This is a genomic window from Flexibacter flexilis DSM 6793, assembly GCF_900112255.1.
Classification (GTDB): Bacteria; Bacteroidota; Bacteroidia; order Cytophagales; family Flexibacteraceae; genus Flexibacter; species Flexibacter flexilis.
The window spans coordinates 1-23,204 of record NZ_FOLE01000004.1 but is presented as its reverse complement, the minus strand read 5'-3'; the positions used below and the strand labels follow the sequence as shown (position 1 = coordinate 23,204).

At 42.4% G+C, this 23,204-nt stretch carries 18 protein-coding genes; 6 read left to right on the top strand and 12 right to left on the bottom strand.

Annotated features, from left to right (window positions below):
• Nucleotides 1–76: 76 nt before the first annotated feature.
• The 3 genes from BM090_RS07825 to BM090_RS07815 all read right to left on the bottom strand — a co-directional run bounded on the left by BM090_RS07825 (nt 77) and on the right by BM090_RS07815 (nt 2,643).
• Nucleotides 77–535 (bottom strand): MarR family winged helix-turn-helix transcriptional regulator, encoded by a 459-nt coding sequence (locus BM090_RS07825; RefSeq protein ID WP_091510405.1) that lies wholly within the window; start codon nt 533–535, stop codon nt 77–79.
• Between the two features lie 104 nt (nt 536–639).
• Nucleotides 640–999 (bottom strand): VOC family protein, encoded by a 360-nt coding sequence (locus tag BM090_RS07820; protein WP_091510402.1) that lies wholly within the window; start codon nt 997–999, stop codon nt 640–642.
• Between the two features lie 90 nt (nt 1,000–1,089).
• A complete protein-coding gene (locus tag BM090_RS07815; protein WP_091510398.1) occupies nt 1,090–2,643 on the bottom strand; it encodes a ring-infected erythrocyte surface antigen domain-containing protein in 1,554 nt (517 codons plus the stop codon).
• A gap of 576 nt (nt 2,644–3,219) precedes the next feature.
• Between BM090_RS07815 and BM090_RS07810 the strand changes: the two genes are divergently transcribed.
• The 4 genes from BM090_RS07810 to BM090_RS07795 are packed head-to-tail and all read left to right on the top strand — an operon-like array spanning nt 3,220 to nt 7,456.
• Nucleotides 3,220–4,470 carry a hypothetical protein gene (locus BM090_RS07810; protein ID WP_091510395.1) on the top strand — a complete coding sequence of 417 codons (1,251 nt, stop codon included), beginning with the start codon at nt 3,220–3,222 and terminating at the stop codon, nt 4,468–4,470.
• 30 nt (nt 4,471–4,500) lie between these two features.
• On the top strand, nt 4,501–5,697 hold the full coding sequence (locus BM090_RS07805; protein ID WP_091510392.1) for a hypothetical protein: 1,197 nt from the start codon (nt 4,501–4,503) through the stop codon (nt 5,695–5,697).
• A gap of 50 nt (nt 5,698–5,747) precedes the next feature.
• A complete protein-coding gene (locus BM090_RS07800) occupies nt 5,748–7,058 on the top strand; it encodes a hypothetical protein (RefSeq protein ID WP_091510389.1) in 1,311 nt (436 codons plus the stop codon).
• Nucleotides 7,059–7,063: 5 nt separating this feature from the next.
• The gene (locus tag BM090_RS07795) at nt 7,064–7,456 is read left to right on the top strand and encodes a hypothetical protein (protein WP_091510386.1); all 393 of its coding nucleotides are present in this window, start codon (nt 7,064–7,066) and stop codon (nt 7,454–7,456) included.
• Nucleotides 7,457–7,556: 100 nt separating this feature from the next.
• Here BM090_RS07795 and BM090_RS07790 read toward each other — a convergent pair whose 3' ends face one another.
• The 9 genes from BM090_RS07790 to BM090_RS07750 all read right to left on the bottom strand — a co-directional run bounded on the left by BM090_RS07790 (nt 7,557) and on the right by BM090_RS07750 (nt 13,301).
• Nucleotides 7,557–8,054, bottom strand: a complete 498-nt coding sequence (locus BM090_RS07790; protein WP_091510383.1) for a nuclear transport factor 2 family protein — start codon at nt 8,052–8,054, stop codon at nt 7,557–7,559.
• Nucleotides 8,055–8,107: 53 nt separating this feature from the next.
• The gene (locus tag BM090_RS07785) at nt 8,108–8,752 is read right to left on the bottom strand and encodes a DUF2306 domain-containing protein (protein WP_091510380.1); all 645 of its coding nucleotides are present in this window, start codon (nt 8,750–8,752) and stop codon (nt 8,108–8,110) included.
• 120 nt (nt 8,753–8,872) lie between these two features.
• On the bottom strand, nt 8,873–9,052 hold the full coding sequence (locus tag BM090_RS18135; protein WP_143083914.1) for a hypothetical protein: 180 nt from the start codon (nt 9,050–9,052) through the stop codon (nt 8,873–8,875).
• A 627-nt stretch (nt 9,053–9,679) separates the two neighbouring features.
• On the bottom strand, nt 9,680–10,393 hold the full coding sequence (locus BM090_RS07775; RefSeq protein ID WP_091511262.1) for a hypothetical protein: 714 nt from the start codon (nt 10,391–10,393) through the stop codon (nt 9,680–9,682).
• Nucleotides 10,394–10,529: 136 nt separating this feature from the next.
• The gene (locus BM090_RS07770) at nt 10,530–10,955 is read right to left on the bottom strand and encodes a nuclear transport factor 2 family protein (RefSeq protein ID WP_091510375.1); all 426 of its coding nucleotides are present in this window, start codon (nt 10,953–10,955) and stop codon (nt 10,530–10,532) included.
• 56 nt (nt 10,956–11,011) lie between these two features.
• Nucleotides 11,012–11,479 carry a hypothetical protein gene (locus BM090_RS07765; RefSeq protein WP_091510371.1) on the bottom strand — a complete coding sequence of 156 codons (468 nt, stop codon included), beginning with the start codon at nt 11,477–11,479 and terminating at the stop codon, nt 11,012–11,014.
• A 4-nt stretch (nt 11,480–11,483) separates the two neighbouring features.
• Nucleotides 11,484–11,867, bottom strand: coding sequence for a DUF1801 domain-containing protein (locus BM090_RS07760; RefSeq protein WP_177199869.1), 384 nt, complete (start codon nt 11,865–11,867; stop codon nt 11,484–11,486).
• A 7-nt stretch (nt 11,868–11,874) separates the two neighbouring features.
• Nucleotides 11,875–12,429 (bottom strand): GNAT family N-acetyltransferase, encoded by a 555-nt coding sequence (locus tag BM090_RS07755; protein WP_091510363.1) that lies wholly within the window; start codon nt 12,427–12,429, stop codon nt 11,875–11,877.
• Between the two features lie 515 nt (nt 12,430–12,944).
• Entirely contained in the window at nt 12,945–13,301 is a 357-nt protein-coding gene (locus tag BM090_RS07750) for a bleomycin resistance protein (protein WP_091510360.1), read from the bottom strand.
• A gap of 208 nt (nt 13,302–13,509) precedes the next feature.
• Here BM090_RS07750 and BM090_RS07745 point away from each other — a divergent pair, with 208 nt between their 5' ends.
• A complete protein-coding gene (locus tag BM090_RS07745) occupies nt 13,510–21,954 on the top strand; it encodes a PKD domain-containing protein (RefSeq protein WP_091510353.1) in 8,445 nt (2,814 codons plus the stop codon).
• A gap of 48 nt (nt 21,955–22,002) precedes the next feature.
• Nucleotides 22,003–23,064: a PorP/SprF family type IX secretion system membrane protein gene (locus BM090_RS07740; RefSeq protein ID WP_091510347.1), complete on the top strand. Its 1,062-nt coding sequence runs from the start codon at nt 22,003–22,005 to the stop codon at nt 23,062–23,064.
• Nucleotides 23,065–23,204 lie beyond the last annotated feature (140 nt).

Here is a 23,204-nt window from a genome sequence, read left to right as displayed (position 1 = left end):
GTCACCTTTTCGGGCGACTTTTGGGTAAAATGCGCAATTGTATTTTAGTTGAAAAATATGGTTTGTGCAAGCGTATTTATGCTTTATTTTCGTCAATTAGTTGCACCATATTTTGATTAAACCCAGAAAGTTTGTCGTTGAGTGCCGCAAAAAAAGCCAAATCCGCATTTTCTATCTCTATGAGGGCTTTTTGTAAAACGATTTCTCCGTCGGGTGTCAGCCGAATACATTTGGCTCTGGTGTCGGTCTCGTGTTCGTGGCGCGTTACAAATCCTTTTTCCTCCAACGTGCGCAGCACTTTGGACACCATCATTCGGTCGGCGTTGCTTTGGTTGGCAATGTCAATTTGCGTTACGGCATTACTTTTTTTGGAAAGCCACGCCACCGCCGCCAGCAACACAAATTGCGTTTGCGTCAAGTCCAGAGGATCTAACACTTTCTTTTGTTTGCGCTGCCAAAGCATGGTGAGCTGTCCGAGCAAGTACCCTGGACTGTCTTGGGGGCTTTTAAAATGAAATTCTATTTCTTGAGGCATCGTATTTTTCAAAAAATTTAGGCGGGAAATTTAAACTAAAATTTCAAATCCAGTCCGTATAGGTTCTGAAAATCTGTACGGGTCAGATTCGCTGACGCAAGCGTTTATTTGGCTTCCAAAAACGTAAGTTTGTAACCATCAGGGTCTTTGACGTGAAACGCACGACCAAAAGGCGTTTCGATAATCGGCCCCGCCGTCGTAATACCGCCAGCAAGGTATTTTTCTTTCAAAGCCTCTACCTTTTCCTCAATAGCAAACCACAAAGCTACGCCCACGCCCAATTCTTTGCCTTCGAGCGGTTCGAGTGGTGTGCGTATCGCAAAACTGGCTTGTCCTTGGTTGTATTTAAACACGCAGGCTTGCGGATTAGCGTTATCAATTTCAAATCCTAATTGTTGGGTATAGAAGTTTTTGGAAACTTCAAGGTCTATCACTTGTAGCGACGCAAATGTTAACTGTTTCATTTTGTGTAACTTTATTTTGTTGTCGCAAATATAGTATATGCGACAACAATAAAACAAATAATAACCCAGAAATTTTTGTCAGTCAATTTTTTACGTTTTAAGGATTTGTTCGGACGGAACGGTTTTTTCCCATTCCTTGTGGTCGAGTCGGTCTTGTACTTGGTGTATCATCATGTCCATTTTGTTGGCCGTCGTTTTTAGATAGCCCTCAATATCTTTGTGTTGCGCCAACATATTTTCGCTTTCTATCATATTAATGAGTCCGAGCATGGTGGCCACAGGGCCGCGTATTTGGTGCGCATTCATAAAGGCAAACTGTTCTATTTGGTCTTTTTGAGACTCTACGACGGCGGTTCTGTCCCTGACGAGTTGGTCTAAATTTTCGTTGATGGAAGTGAGTGCCTCGTTGGTTTCGCTGAGTTGCTCGGTTTGTGTCAAGATTTCTTCATTTTGTGCCGTAATTTCTTTGTTTAGCTCTGCTAATTTTATTTCACTTTCTCTTTTCTGAGAATATAATCGCCAGAAAAGGCCAATTGTAATGAGGCTCATAATCAGTAATCCAAGCATAAAAAAAAGAAATTGCCGTGCCTGCAATGTTTCGTTTTGGGATTGTAGCAGTTCTTGTTTTTGTAATGCCTCTTGGTAGTGCAACTCCGCATCAAAAATCTGTTGTGCTACCTGCAAACTAAAGGATTTTTCTTCTATCTCTTTGGCTTGTTGGTAGTGTTTGAACGCGTTTTTATAATCGCCTTCTTTCCAAAAAATCTTGCTTAAGTTATTGTTTACCATCACACTTTTGGTCAAATCGTTTATTTGCTCGGAGCGTAAATAATAATCTTTGGCTTTGGCGTAGTGGTTTATTTTGTAGTAGGCATTTCCCAAATATTTATAAAAAGTTTTGATAGAATGCTGCTCACCTCGTTTCTTGGCTTGCTGCAAACCCAATTCAAAATACTGGATAGCCTGTTGCGTGCTGTCCAAATCCAATAAAGCCCATGCGATGCCGCCCACTTCGTACATGGTGTCAATGCTTTGGCGTGCTGAATTTCTGTAAGCGTCAAGGGACAAGCGAGCATAATATTTTAAGGAATCCTCTTTGTGTTGCTCTCGATAAAATACACGGATATTGGTCAGGATGTCGGCTTTTCTTCGGAAATCTTGTGTTTTATTAATGAAATCGAGGGCTAAATGATGGAACTGTAAGGCTTTTTTCTCGTTTTTTAGCACCGTATAATTAAAGCCCAATACGGTGTAAATGTCTGAAATTAAGGCATATTCTTGATGCTCTTTGGCCGCGAGCATGGCGTTAAGTGCTTTGTAGCAGGCCTGATTAGACAAAATAATTTGTTTGTTAAGGCTATGATGCGATGCCACCCGAAACCAACCTTTCGCCACCAATACAGAATCTCCCACTTGCCTGCCCAGTCTGATAAGTACTTGGTAGGATTGCAAACTACTGCTATCCGTAAAACCAAACATTTCTAAATGTTCGGTTAGTGTATCTAAAAGTAAAATCTTTTTTCTGGGATTGCTTTCTTGTTCGTAGGCACGCCTGAGTTTGTCCGCGTCTATGTCTCGTGCAAAGCCTAGTGTTGTACTTAGGCATAAGAGCAGTGCAGTGAACAAGGAAGGCAGTTGTTTCATGTGGGTGTGCTTGTTTTGGATTGGTTAAAATTGGCTGTTGGGTACTTGTTGTGCATATCTATACAATCACTATTTCAAATATAGTAAAAATAATGATTGGAGATAACAATAAATAAACGAAGTATTTATGTGCTAAAAAGGTGGTTGTAGGAATTGTTATATCGTCGTGCTTTAAAATGTAGCATAGACCGAACTCGCTAATGAAATTATTATAATGTACGCGTAGTGCCTTATCAGGCAAGATTAATTTTGAGCTTGCAGATATTGCGTTTGAATAGAAATTTGGCTTTATAAAAATATCATACACCAAAACAATGTTCACTTTTATATAAAACACATTTCTTTAAAAGTATTCATTGTATTTTAACATTACATACGCACTTATTTTTTTAATATTATTAGTGGAATATTAAAAAATAGGACATATAACATTTAAATAAAAAATAAAAATAATTCAAAAAAATTTGGTTAGAATAGCTCCTATCATTACATTTGAATATTCTAAATCAGGTGTAATGTTTTGGTTATTAGTAAGTTATAACTATATAATCTAAGATTAAAACTCTAAATAAAGCCATGAATACAAATACAAAAAACAAGCCTAATAAGTATATAGGCTCGGATGACACGCTTAAATTTAGTTTGAGCAATTTAACCTCTAATGGGTTTCCTGTTCAGGATAATGAAGCATTTGAGATGCTTTTGGATAATGCCAGCTCTGGGGGAAACGGAACTGCTTATTATTTGAAAACAATGTTAAAGTTTTCAGATTTGGCGCAATACCTAAATGACAAAGGATTAGATGCCTACACAATTGATGCAGGCCTCAATAATTCTTTACAGGCAACAGCAACAGACGGGATTTCTTCGCTTTGTATCAATGTTACCTTGAATGAAAATTTAGAAGTAACCCAAGCGTATGATGGAACGCCTGTGCAGGGAATAGCGACAGTACAATTGTCCTTACCAGATCCTGAGAATATTAATAAAATTGTCAATTTCGGGATTTCCGTGTTAGAGCTTCCGCCTACCATTGTCGTAACACAACAGCTTTGGCAAGCATTATTCAAACCACTATTAAGTAGATTAACAAAGTTTGTCCAGGGTTCTATCGAAAATTGGCTTGAAACAGAAGTAGGAGATGATATTGAGGGCTTAGGCGATACGCTGAGTGCAATCACCGAAGATACGGCCAGCACAGTGTCAGAAGAAACCGCAGATATAGTGGTAGAAGAGGAAGTTGTAGCCGAATTAGCGGTTGATTTGTCGATGGCTGCCGTTAGTTTTGGAGCATTAGCCATTTTAGTCGCAGTACCTATTATTGTGAAGCTATTAGAAAAGAAATTCATTCTTCATATAGAAGTGACCAATGAAACGGATATTGATTTGAATTGGTCTATTCCATATATGAATGAAGGCGGAATGGCTACTGCACCCCAAGACAGTGTTATTCCCAAAATGTCCAAAGTAAAAGACATTTGGGGCGACGAAACCAATACCCCAGTGATGTTTCAAGCCGACTATATCGCCATGAACAAAAGTGGATTTTCTGGAATTGGTTTTGTAATCGGTTTCTCTCAAGATGAATTTGAAAATCAAGATTTTGCCGCCGTAATATCGATCCCTTGGATAAGCAATAATAGTATAGCCTTATGCAACCCCGACGATTTCGATGGATGGGAGGATGTTTATAACCAGAATAGTTTTGCTGACAATAATCAGATAAAACGATTTGAAAATCAAAGATTTGCAACCGAAATAGCCATTGATGCGCTTGATGGGCAAGGCGATGAATACCATGTTTCACTCAGAATACAAAAACTCTAAATATTATCATTCAATTAAAACTACAATTTTATGTCGCAAGAATTAATACAATCAGTCGGCCAGTTGAGCCTTGAGAACAAAACGTTTGGTACACCTGCCATTGTTGATGATGCTTTTGTCCAAACGCTCAACAAAAGTAAAAATGGAGGAGATGATACTTGGCAATTTTTTTATGGCATAGCCCAAACAAGCGATTTTTGGGGAAAGGTTGCCAATAATTCCATTGATTTTGCCGATGGGGTTGATAAGAATGGAAACCCTATTATCATGGCTTCTGATGGGAATATCGCACTACGAATCGTAGGTTTATTTTCCGTTCCCGAAAATACAGATGACGATAACCCTGTTATTGGGGTTGCTACAGTTCAGACAGGAAATACCACTACTTCAGCCTCAATGATTATGGCGTTTACTGTTCGTGTGGCATCATTGCCCGTCTATATTCCGCTGACCAAAAGCTTGTTAGCTGATTTTGTCAAGCCAGTTTACAGCAACTTAAAGACATTTTTGCAAAAGATGTCTTCGAGTTTATCAGAATCTACTTCTGTGGGCAATGTTGTGGATGCGGCTGCTACTACCGAAGAAGTGGTGGCAGAACAAAATTCAGTAGAAGAAATAGTGGAGAATGAAGCCTTGGAATATATTAAACTCAATTGGTCTGATATCATGCTTGAAGCAGCGGGAGTAGGTTCTCTGATGGCACTCTCTATGGCTTTGACTTCTTTAGGACACCAAATGTACCATTCACTGTATATTCAAAATCTAACAAGTGAAGACATTACATGGTCTTATGATATTATCACGGGAAAGGTTTCTTTATTCCCTGGCGAAGCAAACACGACCATCCCCGCTCAGATAACTACCAGTGCTATCCCCGACGTTCAAGACAGCACAGTTCTTTCTTATCAAGCCAATTTCCAATTCATTAATTCAAATGATTATGATTCACTGGCTTATGTCATGTCGCTCAAATTGCCAAGTCAGGACGTTCCCGTAAAAATACTCATTTACATCCCATGGCAAGGTAGCAATATTATTTGGGCTGGGGTTACGAACGACAATAGCCAAACTGTTTTTAATAAATACGCTACTTCTCCACAGACATTATCTTTTGTGGTGGATGTCTATGATTACCAACTGACGCTGTCGCTTAATGCCATTTCTGGTAAAACAATTGACAATAATTACTTCTATTGCTCAACGGCAATTTTAGAACCAAAACATTGATTTTCAATAAAATCAATTAATATATTCATTATTTTAACTTTTAAATAACCATGGAATCTAAGAAAACTTTATCACCAATAGCGACAGATGCTATTGACCCAAAAGCGGTTACTGTTAGTTTGCAACCGTTAGTAGCTGGCTATCCTAATATTATGGATGATGCAGGCAACTACACCAATTCACTTAATCAGGCCAAACAGGGGGGACAATCGACCCAAGACTATTTTGATAATCAGAATAAAACGTCTGATTTTTGGAATTGGGTGGGCGATCACACTTCTCCAGACAACAATCCGTTTGCCGATGGCACAGACCCTGATGGAAATCCGATTGTAATGGCTTCCAATGGCAATGTAGCGATGCGTATGGGGACTTTCTTTAGAGCCTCTGCTACTGGAGATGGTTTTACGGCTGATAGCGACACGCCGCCAATTTTTGGTATTGCCACCATTCAAACTGGAAATACCACTTCTTTGGTCTCAAGAAACATCTCTTTTGGGCTTGGCCTGACTGGCATACCTGCGGGGATTGTGCTGACCAAAGCATTATTTGCAGATTTAATCAAGCCTGTTTATAGTAACATGAGGACTTTTGTTACTAAAATGTCGGCTCAAATGAAAAGTGCAAGTAGTGTGGAAGATCCAGCTATAGATCCAGAAGAAGAGTCTGAAGAGCCATTGTCCGATGCTTCTACTGACACAGAGGTAATCGAGGGAGATTTGGCAGATCAAGGCGCAGAATATCTTGCTATTGACTGGGGTTCGGCTGTCTCAGAAGCGGCTGGCTTGGGGGCTGTTGCTGTAATACCAATGATTGCCGAGCTACTTGGCCACAAAATGGTAAATACTGTAGAGGTTCATAACCTAACACCTGTTGATATAACTTGGAGCATTGATGCTCAAATATCAGGGAAAAGCTCTGTTGCGCCAAAACCTGATGCCTCTGGAACAAATACTATTCCAAAAATGAATTATAATGTAGATCAATGGGGTGACAAAACTACTGTAAAAGTAGCATACTCTGCTGATTTTCAGTTTATTAATTCAAATGATTATGGCTCTATAGGATACGTTCTTAGTTTTACACCAGCAGGCGGGACTCCTATCAAAGCGGTAGTTTCAATCCCTTGGAGTGGAGATAATGCTATTTGGGCTGGAGAATCTACTGATAGCGCAGAGGCAATTTATAATACTTATAGCTGGGGTAACCCAGAGGATCCACAACCAGCTAACTGGGGACAAATGCAGTGGAGTGCCGAAGTTGATAACTATAAAGTTTCCATCTCAATTAATAAATTAAGTGGAAAAACAGAAGGGCAATACTTCTTTGGAAACTTGATTGTCATAGAACCTAAAAGCTAAAAACGATGGGATACGGTGCTTACATGAGTATTCAAAACGACCAAGCTAATCCAATAAAAACCTACGTCATCGATGTCAATTGCATGTATGATCAAGGAGAAGATGGGTCTAATCTTTCATTATTCAATGATGTTGAAATTAAAACTGCTACATCACTACCCAGCAGCGGCAACGGGCAATATATTGAAGCGAAAGGTAGCGGTAGTTGTTTTTTTTCCAATTCAGCATTTTCCATAAAAATCGAAGATGCAACCAATAACGTCATCATTGGTCAGGTAGATTTTACCGATACTGGAAATGATTGGGGTTATAAAAACACGAACGAAGATGTAGTTGATGTTTATGTCAACAATAGCGGCGATCAGGCTGTCATTAAAATAACGGTTGAAAATACCTAATTTTAATAAATGGCCATTTTGCTGGCAGCGTATAAGCTGTAACCCAACAAAAAAAACCGCCCTTACAAGGCGGTTTTTTTTGTTGTTGCAAAAGGAACATCTAATTCATTTTGAGGGCGCAGTCCCAATGCTCGACGGCTTTTCCGTTTCTGAATCGCCATTGGTCAAACCACGTAGTCGTGTAAGTTTTGGAAGGGTCTTTTGCGTCTTTTTCTACTCTGACGGTTGCCACCGAAACCAAATCGCCTTCGGCCATCACCGACACAATTTTGGTTTTCATCTTGTCGGGAATGGGGGAGGGCTGTACTTTTAGCACATTTGTAAAAAAATCGACTACAGCTTTGCGGCCATTGGCAGCGTTGGGGTTGTGCTGAATGTAGGTTTCGTCGATGTATCGGTCGGCCAGTTCCCAATGATTGGCCTCCAACAAATCTTTCATGATGTGGTAAGCGGCTTGCTTGTTGGTGTGCAGTGTTTTGTCGGGACTGGTAAATAACGCTTCAGGGTTTGGAGCGGCTGTTACGGCTTCTTGCGCCATGCTATCAAATGCGCCAAGTAGCAGCAGCAAAAACGAAAATCGTAGAAAATTTGCTTTCATGTTGGAATAAAAATTTTGAAGAAAATGAATTGTGTTATGATTTTAGGCAAACACTAAACGGCTTTCTTTGGTGCGTATCGTCTGCTCCAATAAATAATATAAGCTGTCCCGATAATGGTTGGCAATATCCAAACTAATATACTTCCGATATTGAGTCCCGCGACTAAAAATGCTGTAACAGAAGCAATTAGTGCGCCAATCATGCGCCCCAAATGACTGATAAGCCATGCGTTTTTCTGGGTCGTAAAAGTGCGGAACGTCTGAAAATCTTTTAAGCTCATAAAAGCCCCAAATCCTCCAAAAAAGACGTACAAAATGCTGTTATCAATTTTTTGTATCATACCAAAAATACCAATGGCCAGCATTCCAATTGAGGTTATGAGCATACTTCCAGAAACCAATTTGTCTGTGAGGTCGGCTTGGGTTTTGTTTTTTAGCGTCAAAGCCCTGTTGCCTGCCAATATCATGTAAATCGTAAACACACCGATAAGGAATAAGAACAGATTTTCGTGGTTTGGCATTCGGGCAACTACCAGCGAAATAAGCGCACTAATAAGCATGGCGTAAGAGAAAATTTTCCCTGCTTTTTTGTGATTAGTGCTTCCTTTCTGCACAAAAATACTGATAAGCCCCGTAATGAGACCTAATCCACCTGTAAAGGCATGAATGTAAATAAGAATATTGATAGTGTTTTCCATGAGGTATAAGAATATAATATGCGTTTGAATTTTTATGAATAATGATATATTAGAAGAATGCTTTGTTATCTACTTCTCGTTTTTTCTACATATTATTGGATTTAATTGCTGTAAATAATTTTAATAAAAAGCGCAATCTCCATCCTGAAAATATAAATCATTGATTGAATTAAATTTTTTTGAGATAAGATAATGCTTTTTTATTTCTTTATGAAACAAAAATAATGTTTTCATTTGGTTAAATATAGAAACTAATTCTTTATTAAAAATAGTTGCCATATTTAATTTTAAATCCATCATTTTATTGATCAAAAATTTGCAAGATATTTGTAGATTATTTCCTTCAAAAAAAACATACGGAACTGTTAAGTTATTTCCTCTAATGCAAATCATCATAACTCCTATGATATTATTTTTCGAGTCATAAAACTTTATTATTTGATAAAAAAACACTTGTCAAGGGAAGAAAAATAATAGCGATTACTATTAAAGTCGGCATCTGCTCCTTCAATAATCCACGGGTTATTGATAATCCAATTGATATCCTCAATCCCTCTTTGTGTACAATATTTCATCTTATATGAATCAATAAAATGAGAAGAATCATTGTCTAATTATTGTACGTATTCATACTTGATATTGTCTAGCTTATATTTTCTAAAAAACATAGAGGAGAGATGCTGTAGATTTCATGTAGGCAAAATACTAAAAAAATAAATGTATTGCTATTGTTTTTAATTGTGTGTATTGTATTTGTATATTTTAATATTATGTGTTTTTTATGTGATATGTCTGTTGTATAAAGTTTCATTTTTTTTGATTTTCAGATGGATAGTAAAAATATATTTGATGTATGAATAAAATGGTATATGGAAAAAATAGATTTTTATTTGTGAAATATAGTATGAAGACATTTTAGAAAGCAAATTAAGGCAATAAAATGGGTCCTACGATTTTCATCCATAAAACAAACCCCAATGATCCACCCACTAATCCACTTACAATAAATGTTATTTGCCATTGTTTGGGTATTATTTTAAAAATAACAAATAAAGAAATGAGCAAACCCATTATTCCTAAAACTATAGCAAAAGTGCCTTCCCATACCTGCAAATACCAAGCAATATGCAATTCATCTCCACTAAAATAATTGCCACTCCCCGAAAGGATTCCCGCGCTTACAGATGCCAAAAGATTGAATATTTCTCTCAACCAAAATAAAGATAAAAGTACTGAAAACCAGTCGAATATTTTCATTCCGTGTGCTTGAATTTTGGCATTTTGGTACAATAACAAAATTAGCCCAATCGTACCTGTAAGTATTGTTTGCAAAGGTCCTCCGATAGCGATGAGCAATGAATTATATAGAGATTTTCTAAGTAAATTCGTATATAATTCTTGCTCTATAAAGTGATGCTTTTCGGTGATTGATTGTAGATTTCTATTATGAATATCGTTTAGTTTATTCGTTAATTCACTGCCGTGATAATTCATACTTCCGTAATGCAAAGTAGTTTCATAACCGAGTGATTTTGCTACCAAAATATGCCCAAACTCATGGCTAAGCGTTCCGATTACTGTAAATAAAACGAACGAAAGACTTAAATATAAAAAATATTGGTAGTTAATTATTTTTTTCATTTGAATGGTTGTCGTAGAAATAGAGAAATAGATTTCTATTTGTAAAATATAGTATGATGTTATTTGAAAAATTAAGATAATAATAAAAAAGTCCATGAACAGGAATAATTTCTCGCTCGCGGACTTTTTTATGAGATTAATTTACTTTAGATTTTTGAATGTTTGCGGTGGCAATGGCGGGTAGTTCAGTATTTCCGCTTTGCGTTTTAAAATTAAATCGCAATAAACTCACTTTGCCATCTGCTTCGGTTTCTGCGTAATAGTTCCCGATGACCGTCCAAACCGAATCATTGATATAATGGTCGGCTTTTCCATCAAAAGTAACAGTGTTTGCCTGTTGCTGAAAATTGCTTAACTGATGATGTGTTTTGTCAAACCCAGGTAAAAAATTGGCCCAAGCTGCCGTTATTTCTTGTGGTGTGAGCAATGCAGGTTCGCCGCCTGTCATGGACGTATAGTCCAGTAAAACTTTGTTAGCCATTGCGTTACTGGCTTTTTGCCAATTTCTCTCGTCTGCACCTTCAAAAATGTCTAAGATGCTTTGAATTGTAGTTGTTGCCATTTTTTTAGAATAATAGAAGTATATTTTGTTAGATTTTATTTGATTAGAAAAACTGATTATTTCAAATCTTTCGGCTTGGTTTTGGCTTTGCCTTCTTCGCTCATGGCAAAGTCGGCATTTCGGGTCATGGTTTTGATAAAAGCGACTTTTCGGAAACGCAAAGCACTCCAATCTGCGTCGATAGCTACTTGCATGACAGGCTCAAAACCCGCTTGACCAAACACACTCCAACCTTTGTCGCGGTTGATAGTAGATTTGTATTTTCGGGACGATTTTTTTGGGTACGCAAACCACAAAAGTTGGTCGTCTTGTAGTTTGGCACACAATGCAGGTGCAATGTTATTTATTTCCTCTTTCGTCTTGACGAACACTAAGGCCAATTCGGGCTGCTGACATTGTTCTAATGCTGTATGAATAGCTGTCTCGCTGCCGACCGTTTCTAAAACTGCGTTAAATTCTGGTGGGGCATTCAGTACTACTATTTCTTTTTGCTGCTTGTATTGTAATTTTTTGAGTACTGACATGGCATTATGATTGAATATTACGATTGTGATACGTTTTTAAGGCTTCGGCGAGCATGGTTTGGAGTGCCGCTTTTTCAATGTCTTCAACTGTTTTTATTTCTACATAACGCGAAATTTTGCCGTTGCCTTTCAGCAAATGATGTGGGTCTGGCAAATCTACGCCCTTATAAAAACCAAGCTTTAGCCCCTTTTGGGACGGAATAAGCATACAAATTAGTTCCGAATATTTTTGCCCGTAACAATACCCAATCATCTTGGCCGAAACATCTAATTGCTCTTGTACCTGCGGCAAATTTTGCAAAACCAGCTCACGTAGCAAGTGCGCATTACTGGAGACTTGCGCATCGTATCGCGACAAAAAAGTTTCGATAGTTTCTGGTATATTCATTTGATTTTCAATAAGATAAATTGTTTCTGTGTTCTTTCCAATGTGATTTGGTAAGCTCAAACCAAAACGTCGGTTCGCCTTCATACTCAAAGGTTTCTTGATACGCAAATCCCAATTTGCCCAACACTTTTTGAGAATTGGCATTGTGCGGATGCGTAATGGCAAATATGGTTTCGGTAGGCAAATGCTCAAATCCGTAGTCCAAAATCGCTTTGGAAGATTCCGTCGCAAAGCCTTTTCCCCAATGTTTTTGCTTGAATCGGTAGCCCAATTCGTAGAAATTTTGGCGGTTATTCATTTGCTCCCGAAAAAGTTTGAGACCCGCCCAACCCACACATTCGTTGGTTGCTTTCTCAACCACCGCCCAGCGAGCGATTCCGTTGTCTTGGTATTGTTTTTGGAGCGAACGTATCACGGGTTCTATTTCTTCTATAGAAATAAGCGGCTGATTTTCAATATATAAATGTACCGCTGGGTCGGAATCCATCTCAAACAAATCGGCGGTATCCGTGTTGTTTATTTCTCGCAAATAAAGGCGTGTCGTTTCGGTTAATATTTTCATGGCACAATAATATTTTTCCCCTAAAACTATAAAAAAAAGCCGACAAAATAGATGTTGTCGGCTTTAAATAAGCTGTTTTTTTTACAATAAAGAATGCAAAAAGATCAATTATGTTATTTCATTTTGACTTTTACTTTTTTGTTTCCATGCCCAGGGTTGGTAGAGTGGGGGTGGTGCGGATTGTTACTGTTTTTGTACCAACCTTTATGCTTGCCCGAATCCTTTTTGACAACTGTCGTATGAGTCGAAGAAACCAAACACGATGACATAGAGAAAAGGAGGCTGGAGCATAAAAATAATGCTATGGCTCTGAAAAATACGTTCATGCTGATTGAAATTAATTTTGTTCTACTCGTATGGCTTTTCGATTTCGCCCTGTTTTTGTCGTGGTTGCTCGTCTCCACGCTTAGTGCTGTTTGGAAAAGTGGCCGTATTAGTATTGTGAAAGAAAAGATTTATGAAAATATAAATCTTTGTATGTAAGAATTGTTTTGAATATTTATGAAAAACATTCCTTAAATCTGCTGCCCAAAGGTTAGTAGGTTATGGTCTGGGTCGAGCAACGAAAACTCTTTTTGCCCCCATGGCTTGGCCGCCAAACGCCCGTTTGGGTGAATGGCTATCTGCTTTTCTACCAACCACTGATACAATGTCTCAATGTCAGTGGTGCGAATGTAAACTTGTCCGTAATTATTTTTTGGGTCAAGTTCCTGAAATTCAAAAAGATGAATCTCTATATCGTCTTTTTTTAGAATTAAATAACCTTCGTAATCAGCCGCGCCAATATTCTCAAATCCCAGTTTATTGACATAAAAATCTTGAGTAATATCCAAATTTCGCATCGGCAATTTGGGACAGATGTTTGTAAGCATATTGCGTTTTTTGATGACGTGAATATCAATGTATAAAAGCTGTTGTTAAATGTATTTGATACAATATAAGTAGTGTTTGGAAATACGCCAATTGTACGATTGTCAGGGCTGTATTATCTGTGTAATTTTCGGAAAATTAAATTAATAGAATATTTTTTTGGACTGATTATTTTGTTCAATCAGCTTAAATTTTAATTTTCTAAAGAACATGAAAAGAACTTACTGGCTAATTATCTTATTTATCTCTTTTGCTACCAATCGTTTATATGCGCAAGGCGCGTGTAAAGGTACAAGTAACAAAGTTGATTTTTCGGTGGGAACGCCACTTTGTAAAGGCCAAGCCATTTCCTTTACGATTACCTCTGCTGCCACCGATTCGCCTACCTACGAATGGCGTTGGGGCGATGGTAGTCCGTTTGAAGCGGTAGGTAACACTACACACACCTTCGCTTCGGCAGGCTCGAAAACGGTGGTTTTGGTGCGCCGCTATACGAGTCCATCACCTTGCGAAGATTCTATCAAAAAAACGTTTGTGGTTAATGATTTGCCGCTTGCGCCTGTTTTCACTTTCAATCCTGCCAACCCTTGCGGTCAAGCCAATACGACATTTGCCATCACAGCCCCCGATGCGGCCACAGTTTATACTTGGAACTTCGGCGATGCTTCGTCGGGTAGCAGCAACACGGCCACAGGCACAAATGTAAGCCATGCTTTCACGCCCACAGGCGCGACAAGCGGCAATTATAACGTAACGGTTACGGCCACCAAAAACGGTTGTAGCACCACCGCCGCACCCGTGAGCGTTCCCGTAAAAGCTACACCGCTTATCAATATTAATACGCAGGGTATCAATGCCTCTAACTTTAGACGATGTTTGGCCGCCAGTGATGCGGAAACCGTATTTAACTTTCAGTTCCGAAATACTTCCAACGCCGACCCCAACACAACTTACACTTGGAACTGGGGCGACGGTTCTCCCAACGAAATAACGACCAGCCTCACGCCCAATATTTTCCATACCTACAACATCGGGGTTTATACCTTCGTGCTCACGGCCAAAGACAATGTGTCGGGCTGTACGTCCACTTTTACCAAACAATTGGTGTACGAAAAAGACCCTTCGGGCGCGATTATCATTCCCGCCAATCTCGTAACACTTTGCGAAGGCGATACGATGCGCGTAACATTCAGCACCCAAAATGCCACTTCTTATACGTTGTATTGGGCAGATGGCGACTCACTGGAAACCACCAGCACAGGGCCTCACAAACACGTTTATAAGTTTAACTCTTCGCAGGCCTGCAACTTGCCGCCCAATGTTACGACGGGTTTTAGCCGCTTTATGAAATTGGTTTCTAAAAATAATTGTAACACCCAAACGGCCACGTCCGAATTTAGAACCAAAATTAAAGCAAAACCAAACTTTACTGTTCCTGCCAACTTGTGTTTGTCGGGCGGTTCGCGTACCGTGAACTTTACGAATACGTCTTGCCCCAGCGATGCCCAAACCACGTACTTAGACCCCATCGCCCAGTATGATTGGGACTTTGGCGACCCAGCCTCTGGCGCAAGCAACACGCTACAAACTTTTTCGGTGTCCGACCCCGTAAGCCATACTTACACCGCCGCAGGCGTTTATAACGTAAAGCTCACGGCTACAAATAGTTGTGGGGCAAAAGATACGATTATTCAAGTAACAGTCGGCACTCAGACGCAAGCATCTTTTTTGTCGGGAATGAGCGGCACGACCGCCGTAACCAGTTGCTCAGGCACACCCATCGACCTGACCCCAGCCGCAGGCGTTTGTTTGCCTGTTTCTTTGCCACTCAATAGCACTTCGACGGGTGGCGGCAATCTTACTTGGACGGTTTCGGGTGGCACGGGCTTCACTTTTAACAGCACCAACAGCAGCAGCGCGGTAGATACCTTAAATTTCACCAAAGCAGGCACTTATACCGTTACACTTACGTCCTCAAATAGTTGCGGTTCACCTACATCAAGTTGCGCCACCATCACCATCAAAGGCAAACCAACCCCAACACCCGCCGACATTGGTGGACTTTCGGCGTTTGCGCAACCCGCTAACGCACAGTTTCCGAATGGCTATTACGCCAGTTGCGGCGCGACGGCTATTGCTCCGACCACTACGCCCAAAACTGGCGAAACCTACGCTTGGTCTGTGATTGGGACAAATGGCACGCCCAACCCGACAGGCAACACGGGTACAGGCACTACTCCAAACTTTACGTTGCCTGTGGGTCAGTATAACCTGAATCTTACGCCGTCCAACAGTTGCGGAGCGGCGGCGCAACCCGCTACCGTGCCTTTTATCGTTACTAATCCGCCAGTGGCGCAAGCCAGCACCGCGCCAAGACCAGCCGCAGGCCAACCCAAACAAGTAAAAATTTGCCCCGCCACTACCGTGAATTTGGGGGTAGGTACGCCAGCCACTAACGTAACGTATTCGTGGGCAGTAACAGGCGGCGGCGCAGGCGTAACCAGTCCTAACAGCCTGACAACCACAACCACCAACAGCACGGTAGGCACGTATTTGTACGTCCTGACGGCTACCGACCAACTGTCTAATTGCGTGAGCAAAGACACGGTACAAGTGTTGGTAAATCCGCGTCCTGTTATCAAAATCGGCGGCGATGCACTTGCCGATACAACTGTTTGTTTGTCCACTGTTCCGTTTGGTATGAAAGCCACGCCCAACGGCGGCGGCTGGAAAGGACAAGGCGGCATTTCGGCAGCAGGTTCATTTACCCCAAATACAATTGGTTCGTATGCAGTGCGTTATGGCGTAACCGATGCCAATGGCTGTACGGATACACTCACGGCCAACATTACGGTAGTTGCTCCGCCTGTGATTAGTTTTGCAGGAAATAATTTTACGTTTTGTAACACCCCGAACACCGAACCTTTACCAACACCTACGGCCAACGCGGTGGGTACGGGCGTTTGGTCGTGTCCGTCAGTCCCTGCGGCCATTACGTTTTCTGGCGGGCAATATTTAATCAATCCGTCGGTGGCGTTGGGTGCGGCTATTCCTCCCCAAAACGTCGTGATTCGTTATACGTTTACGGCGGCGGCTTCGCCGAATTGTATTACCGTAAAAGATACCATTGTGCGAATTATCGGCTCGCCTTCGGCGGAAGCGGGAGCAAACAAAACGGTTTGTGCTGATGCTGCTCCTTTCACGATTACGGGCACGCCAACGGGCGGCATTTGGTCGGGTAGCGGCGTGGCTTCCAACGGAATTTTTACGCCTTCGTCCGTGCCAGCCAATACAAGCACTGGTTATTTGCTTACTTACACGATTGGCGGCGGCAGTTGTTCGGCCTCTGACACGATGCGCGTTTTTGTAAAACCATTGCCAACTATCGCCGACAGCATCGCCACGCCGACGGCTGTTTGTATAGACAAATCCCCTTATTTGCTTACCGATTATAAACAGATAAACGGAACAGTGAGTTGGTCGGGAACTGGCTTGCCTGTGGGTTTGCTTACGTTTGATAACACATCTCATTTGTACGAAATAGACCCAAGCAAAGGCGTTGCAGGCACAACTTACACGCTTACGTTTACTTACACGGAAACGGGCAGTGCGCCGCTTTGCGTTCAGACCAAAACCAAGCAGCTTACTATCAATGTGTTGCCAGTGGTAACAGTACAAAATGCGAATTTTTGTAAAAATACTTCGCCCGTTACGATGCCAAGTTTTAGCCCAACGACAGGGGGAACAGGCATTTGGACAAACGTAACCAGCCCAACCCCAACGCCCAACATTACGGTAAACGCGAACGGCACTTTTGTACCGAACGAAACAGGAACTTTTACGCTTCGCTATACTTTTACGGACAACAATGGTTGCGTGAGTTTCAAAGATGCGACCGTCGTCATTAGCGAACCGACCACCGTAGAAGCAGGTGTAAATGACACGGTTTGTGTAAGCGATGCGGCTTTTAACCTCACAGGTTTTAGCCCTGCGGGTGGCCAGTGGACAGGTACAGGCATTACCAATATTAACGGAACTTTTGACCCTGCCGTTGCAGGAGTGGGTGTGTTTACACTAAAATACACCACCAACCCCAGCGACCCACTTTGCGAAAGGCACGACACCAAAACCATTAGGGTAAAACCTTTGCCCGTGATAACTGATACCGTATTGGCGGCTCGCACGCCTTCGGAAGTTTGTATTGATAAAGCAAAATATGTGCTATCAGATTATAAACGAGCTAACGGAACAGTGAGTTGGTCGGGTGTGGGTTTGCCTGTGGGTTTGCTTACGTTTGATGCCCTGCAAAATGTTTATGAATTTGACCCAAGCAAAGGCATTGCAGGTACAACTTACACGCTTACATTTACTTACACAGAAAATAGCATTGCGCCACAGTGTAGCAATACGCACACCAAAACCATCAAAATCAACCCGTTGCCAGTGGTGTTGGCGCGTGATACTACGTTTTGCCGAAGCCTTACGGCTACGTCGGTGCAATTGGCCAACTTTAGTCCGACCGTTGGCGGTACGGGTGTTTGGACAAATATCACAACACCTGCGCCAGTGCCTAACATTACGCTAAATGCCAACGGTAGTTTTGTGCCAAATGCTTTGGGTAATTTTACATTCCGTTACACGTTCACTGACGGGACGACGGCTTGCCAAAGTTTCAAAGACATTAGCGTAAACATTACAGAACCCGTAACAGTAGAAGCAGGCAACAACTTAGTAATGTGCGTGGATACGGCGGCGGCCAATTTCATATTGCCGAGTTTCTCGCCTGCGGGTGGCACGTGGTCAGGAACGGCGGTAAGCCTTGCAGGTGTGTTTACGCCACGCAATGCCAATCCTTCGCCCAGTAACCCGAACGGCACAACTTACAAACTCGTGTATAGCGTGGGTGCTGGACTTTGTTTGCGGAAAGATTCTATCACGGTGCGCGTGAAGCCTTTGCCAAGCGTAAACGCAGGCGCGAACCAAGATACAATTTGTTATTTTGATGCGCCGCTGCAACTTTCGACTTTAGCAGGCGTAACGCCAACAAGCGGCGGAACGTGGTCAGGTACAGGCATTACCAATAATAGCACAGGTATTTTTGACCCAAAAACTGCCGTAGGTGCAACGCCACCCACTACGCCCCAAACATTTACGATTAGTTATAATTTTCGTGCGGCCAACAGTTGCGACAGCACGCATACCAAAACTATCGTAGTAAATCCGATGCCTGTGGCGCGATTCGATACGCTTACGCCACGCGCCATTTATTGCAAAGGCGTTGCCTATACGTTCCCGAACACAAGCATTGTGCCTGCGGGTAGCAGCAGCATGACGTATCTCTGGGATTTTGGAGATGGTGTATTGCGCCCAAGTCTGCCCAACGGCAACGGCCAATTTACATTTACCAGCACAGGTTTTAAAAACATAACGCTTTATGCCAAATCGCAAAAAACCTGTTGGGATACGCTCACGTTGCCGATACGTGTCGTAGAACCTGCCGTACCGAATTTTACATTTAACAAACCCGTTTCGGCCAGTGATTCGTGTGCGCCTAAAGTCGTAATATTCACTAACCAAACTACAGGTTTTGAGCCGTCGTATCAATGGAATTTTGGGAATGGCGTTACTTCTACGTTGGCCGTGCCGCCGCCTGTTACTTATTTGCCGAGCAAATACCGCGACACGACTTATTACATTACCCTCACCACCCCAAACAGTTGCGGAACGCCCATAAAACGCGATTCTATCACGGTGCACCCTGTGCCTACGGCTGGTTTTTCGTATGATAAAATAATTTGTGCAGGATTTCCGCTAACCATTTATAACACGTCTTACGGCAAAGCGAAGCAGTATAAATGGACGTTTGGCGATGCGCCAAGCACTGTGGTTACGACTTTCCCCGTGAATCCGCCGCAACAAAATACCGTGATACACGCCTTTCAGTATAGCGGCAAAGACGACACGACGTATGTGGTTAAACTCATTGCCCTCAACGAGTGCGGCTCTGATACGCTCATAGATTCCATTAAAGTAAAAGCCAACGAGGTAAAAGCGTTTTTTGCTTTGGGAAATGATAGTGTCGGTTGTGCGCCTTACACGATTACACTCACCAGCAATCAGCCGCAAGGTACGAGCAACGCCCTGACGTGGTTTTGGGGTGATAATACCTCTACGGCAGGTGGTTTTCAGCAAGCGCACACTTTCACGGCGGCAGGAACTTACAAAGTTCGTTTGGCGGTAGTTAATGGCTGTAATCAGGACACCATTACCCGAAATATTCACGTAAAACCCAAACCAATTGCGGCTTTCGCAGTGAATAAAACCAACACTTGCAAAGGCGACACGATTTATATTACTAACAATTCAAGTTCGCCGAGCGGCTTGCCTATCAAGTATTTGTGGGATTATGGCGACGGTACGACCAGCACCCAAAATCCGCCGCCGCCCAAAGTTTACACCAATTCGGGCAACTACACTATTTCGCTGACCGTAACCGAAAATGTAGGCGCGGGTACGGTGGCTTGTGAAAAAATAGCAACTCAAAACATTGTGATTGGGGCGGACAGCATCGTAAAAGCGAAGTTGGGCATAGACACGGCGCGAGGTTGCGAAGGGCTACCCGTTACGTTTACCAACCAAACGAGTGGCAACAACCCGAATTTTGTAATTTTTGGAGGAAACGGCAATATAGCCACGACTTCGCCCGTAACGTTTGTTTATAATACGGCAGGCACTTATTTCGCGTATATGAAAGTGATAGGTAGCTGTAATACAGACTCTACCGCAAAAGTTGCTATCAAAATCACGCCAAAACCGCAGGCGGCGTTTGCCGTGTCGCAAGACTCAATTTGTTTGGGTGATACGTTGCACATTACCAACAATACACTCAATCAGGGCAACTTTCAATTTTTCTGGGATTTTGGTGATGCCACTACTTCCGACCTCAACGCGCCACCAGTCAAAATGTACACGACGGCAGGCATTTACACCATTACGATGCGCGTAGTGTCGTTTGCTTCGGCAGGCGTGCCAAGCTGTACGACTTTTGTACAAAAAACCATCAAAGTAAGGCCATTGCCTACGGCGAATTTTGCTACCGTAAACGCTGTGTGCGAAGGCACTACGGTTACGTTCCAAAACCTTTCGACCAATGCCGTACAGTATTTGTGGGATTTTGGTGTGTCGGGTTCGGCGTTGGTGGGTACAAACGTAAGTTACACATACACAACAAGCGGCGTGTTTAACGTAAGGCTTATTGCTTACAACTCAGTGGGTTGTACGGATACGCTTTACAAACAAATTAACGTGTTCCCGAAAGCCTCGCCAGATTTTAGCATGACCGACACGGCAGGTTGCAGCGATTTGACCGTAAACTTTACGAATACTTCGCCATACCCGACCATCGCGCAAGGTTTCTTGAAATGGGATTTTGGAAACGGAAATACTTTTAACGGATTTTTTGGCGTGCCAGCCCAAACCTACACTAACACGACGGCATTACCCAAAATTTATACCGTGAAACTTATCGCTACCACAGCTTTTGGTTGTAAAGATTCTGTTAGTAAGCAAATTACGGTTTATCCAACGCCGAAAGCAGGCTTTACGATTGCGCCAAACGATACTTTGCTACAAAGCAACGCGACGTTTACGTTCCAAAATACCACCACACCGACAGGTAGTTGGTCGTACATTTGGAATTATGGCGACAACACGCCAAGCGATACGGTAACGACTACCGCCGACCAAACGCACAGTTACGACTCGCTCGGTACTTATACGGTTACGCTTATCGCCGTTTCGGACAAAGGTTGTAGCACCAGTGTAAGCCATTCGGTAACGGTGTTGCCTGTGCCGCCACAAGCTAATTTTGAGGTAATAGGGGACTCGGCAGGCTGTGCGCCGTTCGTGTTTCAGGTACAAAATACCAGCCGTTTTGGACAAAATTATTTTTGGGATTTTGGCAACGGCGTGCGCTATGAGCTAAAAAATCCGCCGCCAATCACGTATTACGATGCTGGAAAATATACGGTTCGGTTGGTGGCTGTCAATCCGTCGGGTGTGGATACGCTGATTCGTAGCCAAATCGTAACGGTATATGACCGACCGATTGCGGCTTTCAGGGTGAATCCCAAAACCGTGATTTTGCCAAATAAATTACTCAAAACCCTGAATATTTCGCGCGGCGATACGGTTAAAGCACGCTATTTCTGGGAGTTTGGGGACAGTACGGCCACCGTAGAAGGTTTTGAACCAAGTCATCTTTATACCAAAGAAGGCGTTTATACAATCCGAATGGTAATGGTTTCGCAACATGGCTGTACGGACACGACCGTCATTGACAGTGCCGTAACGGCTACGACTGGCGGCGTGTTGGTGGTGCCAAATGCCTTTACGCCTCGTGGCGGCAATTTGCCAAGCCCCGACAATCTGAATGATGTGTTTTTGCCACTCACGGACGGAGCAGTAAAGTATAGCTTGAAAATTTTTAGTCGTTGGGGAGAAATGCTGTTTGAGAGCGACGACCCCGCCAAAGGCTGGGACGGCTACCACAGAGGCCAACTTTGCACGCAAGACGTGTACGCGTATAAGGTAGAAGTAACGTTCGCGGACGGAACCAAGAAAACCAAAGTCGGTGATGTAACGCTGTTGCGCTAAAGCCTTGATTTTGTGTTCATTTCCCCAAAAGAAAAATTTAAAAACACCATGAAAAAGATATTATTCATACTCGGAATATTAATGGGTTTAGGGCTTGAGGCTTGGGCGCAAGACCCACAATTTACACAGTTTTACGCCGCGCCGTTGTACCTGAATCCTGCGTTTGCGGGCAGCAGCCATTTGCCGCGCGTTTCGGCCAGTTATAGGAATCAATGGTCGGGTTTGCCTGCTTCGTTTAGTACGTTTGCGGCGGGTTATGACCATTGGTTTAAAAGCTATAATAGCGGTGTGGGGCTTTTGCTCCTGCACGATAGGGCGGGTTCTACGCGTTTGCAATCCACGTCCGCAACGGCTATTTATGCGTATGAACTAAAAATTTCGGACAATGTAAAACTGCGTTCGGGCTTAGAATTTGGTTTTGTGCAACGCACTTTGGACTACAATCAGTTTGTTTTTGGCGACCAATTATTGGACGGACAAGGCAACATTAGCGGCGGCATTGACCAAACGCAAGAACAGTTTGGCGGCGCGGCAGGGCGCGTGAGTTACATGGACGTTGGCACGGGTTTTATGTTGTATTCGCGTAAATTGTTTTTGGGTGTGGCAGGCAAGCACCTAAACCAACCCAATCAGTCGATGGTGGACGGAACTGCGCCTTTGCCTATCAAATATGTGGTGCATGGTGGTGCAAAATTGCCGTTGGGCGATGGTGGCGCACGCCGCCGCAGAGGTCGCACGCGTAGCCGACAACTCGAAGACTCCAAAACTATTACGCCAGCTTTTATGTATCGTTCGCAAGGCAAATACGACCAGTTGGATTTGGGGGCGTATGTGCATTACAATCCTATGATTTTGGGTGTGTGGTACAGGGGCGTAACAGGTTTGAAAAAAGAAGGGGCAAAGTCTAATAACCAAGATGCAGTGGCTTTACTAATTGGTTTTCAGCAAGATAATTTTACGGCGGGTTACAGTTACGATGTTACGCTTTCGCAATTGGGATTCAAAACGGCGGGTTCGCACGAACTTTCGGTAAGTTTTGAAATTCCGTCGAGCAATCGCAAACGTAAAGGTTCGCGCCGCTACCACGTGATTCCGTGTCCGAGATTTTAATTATTTCGATTAAATAAAAAATTATTTGCCCAATAAATAAAGCCCATACAATTTGCTGTATGGGCTTTATTTATGTATTTAAAAGATAAAATATAGATTACTACTTCACCATTACTTTGGCGGTGCGCGTTTCGCCTTTT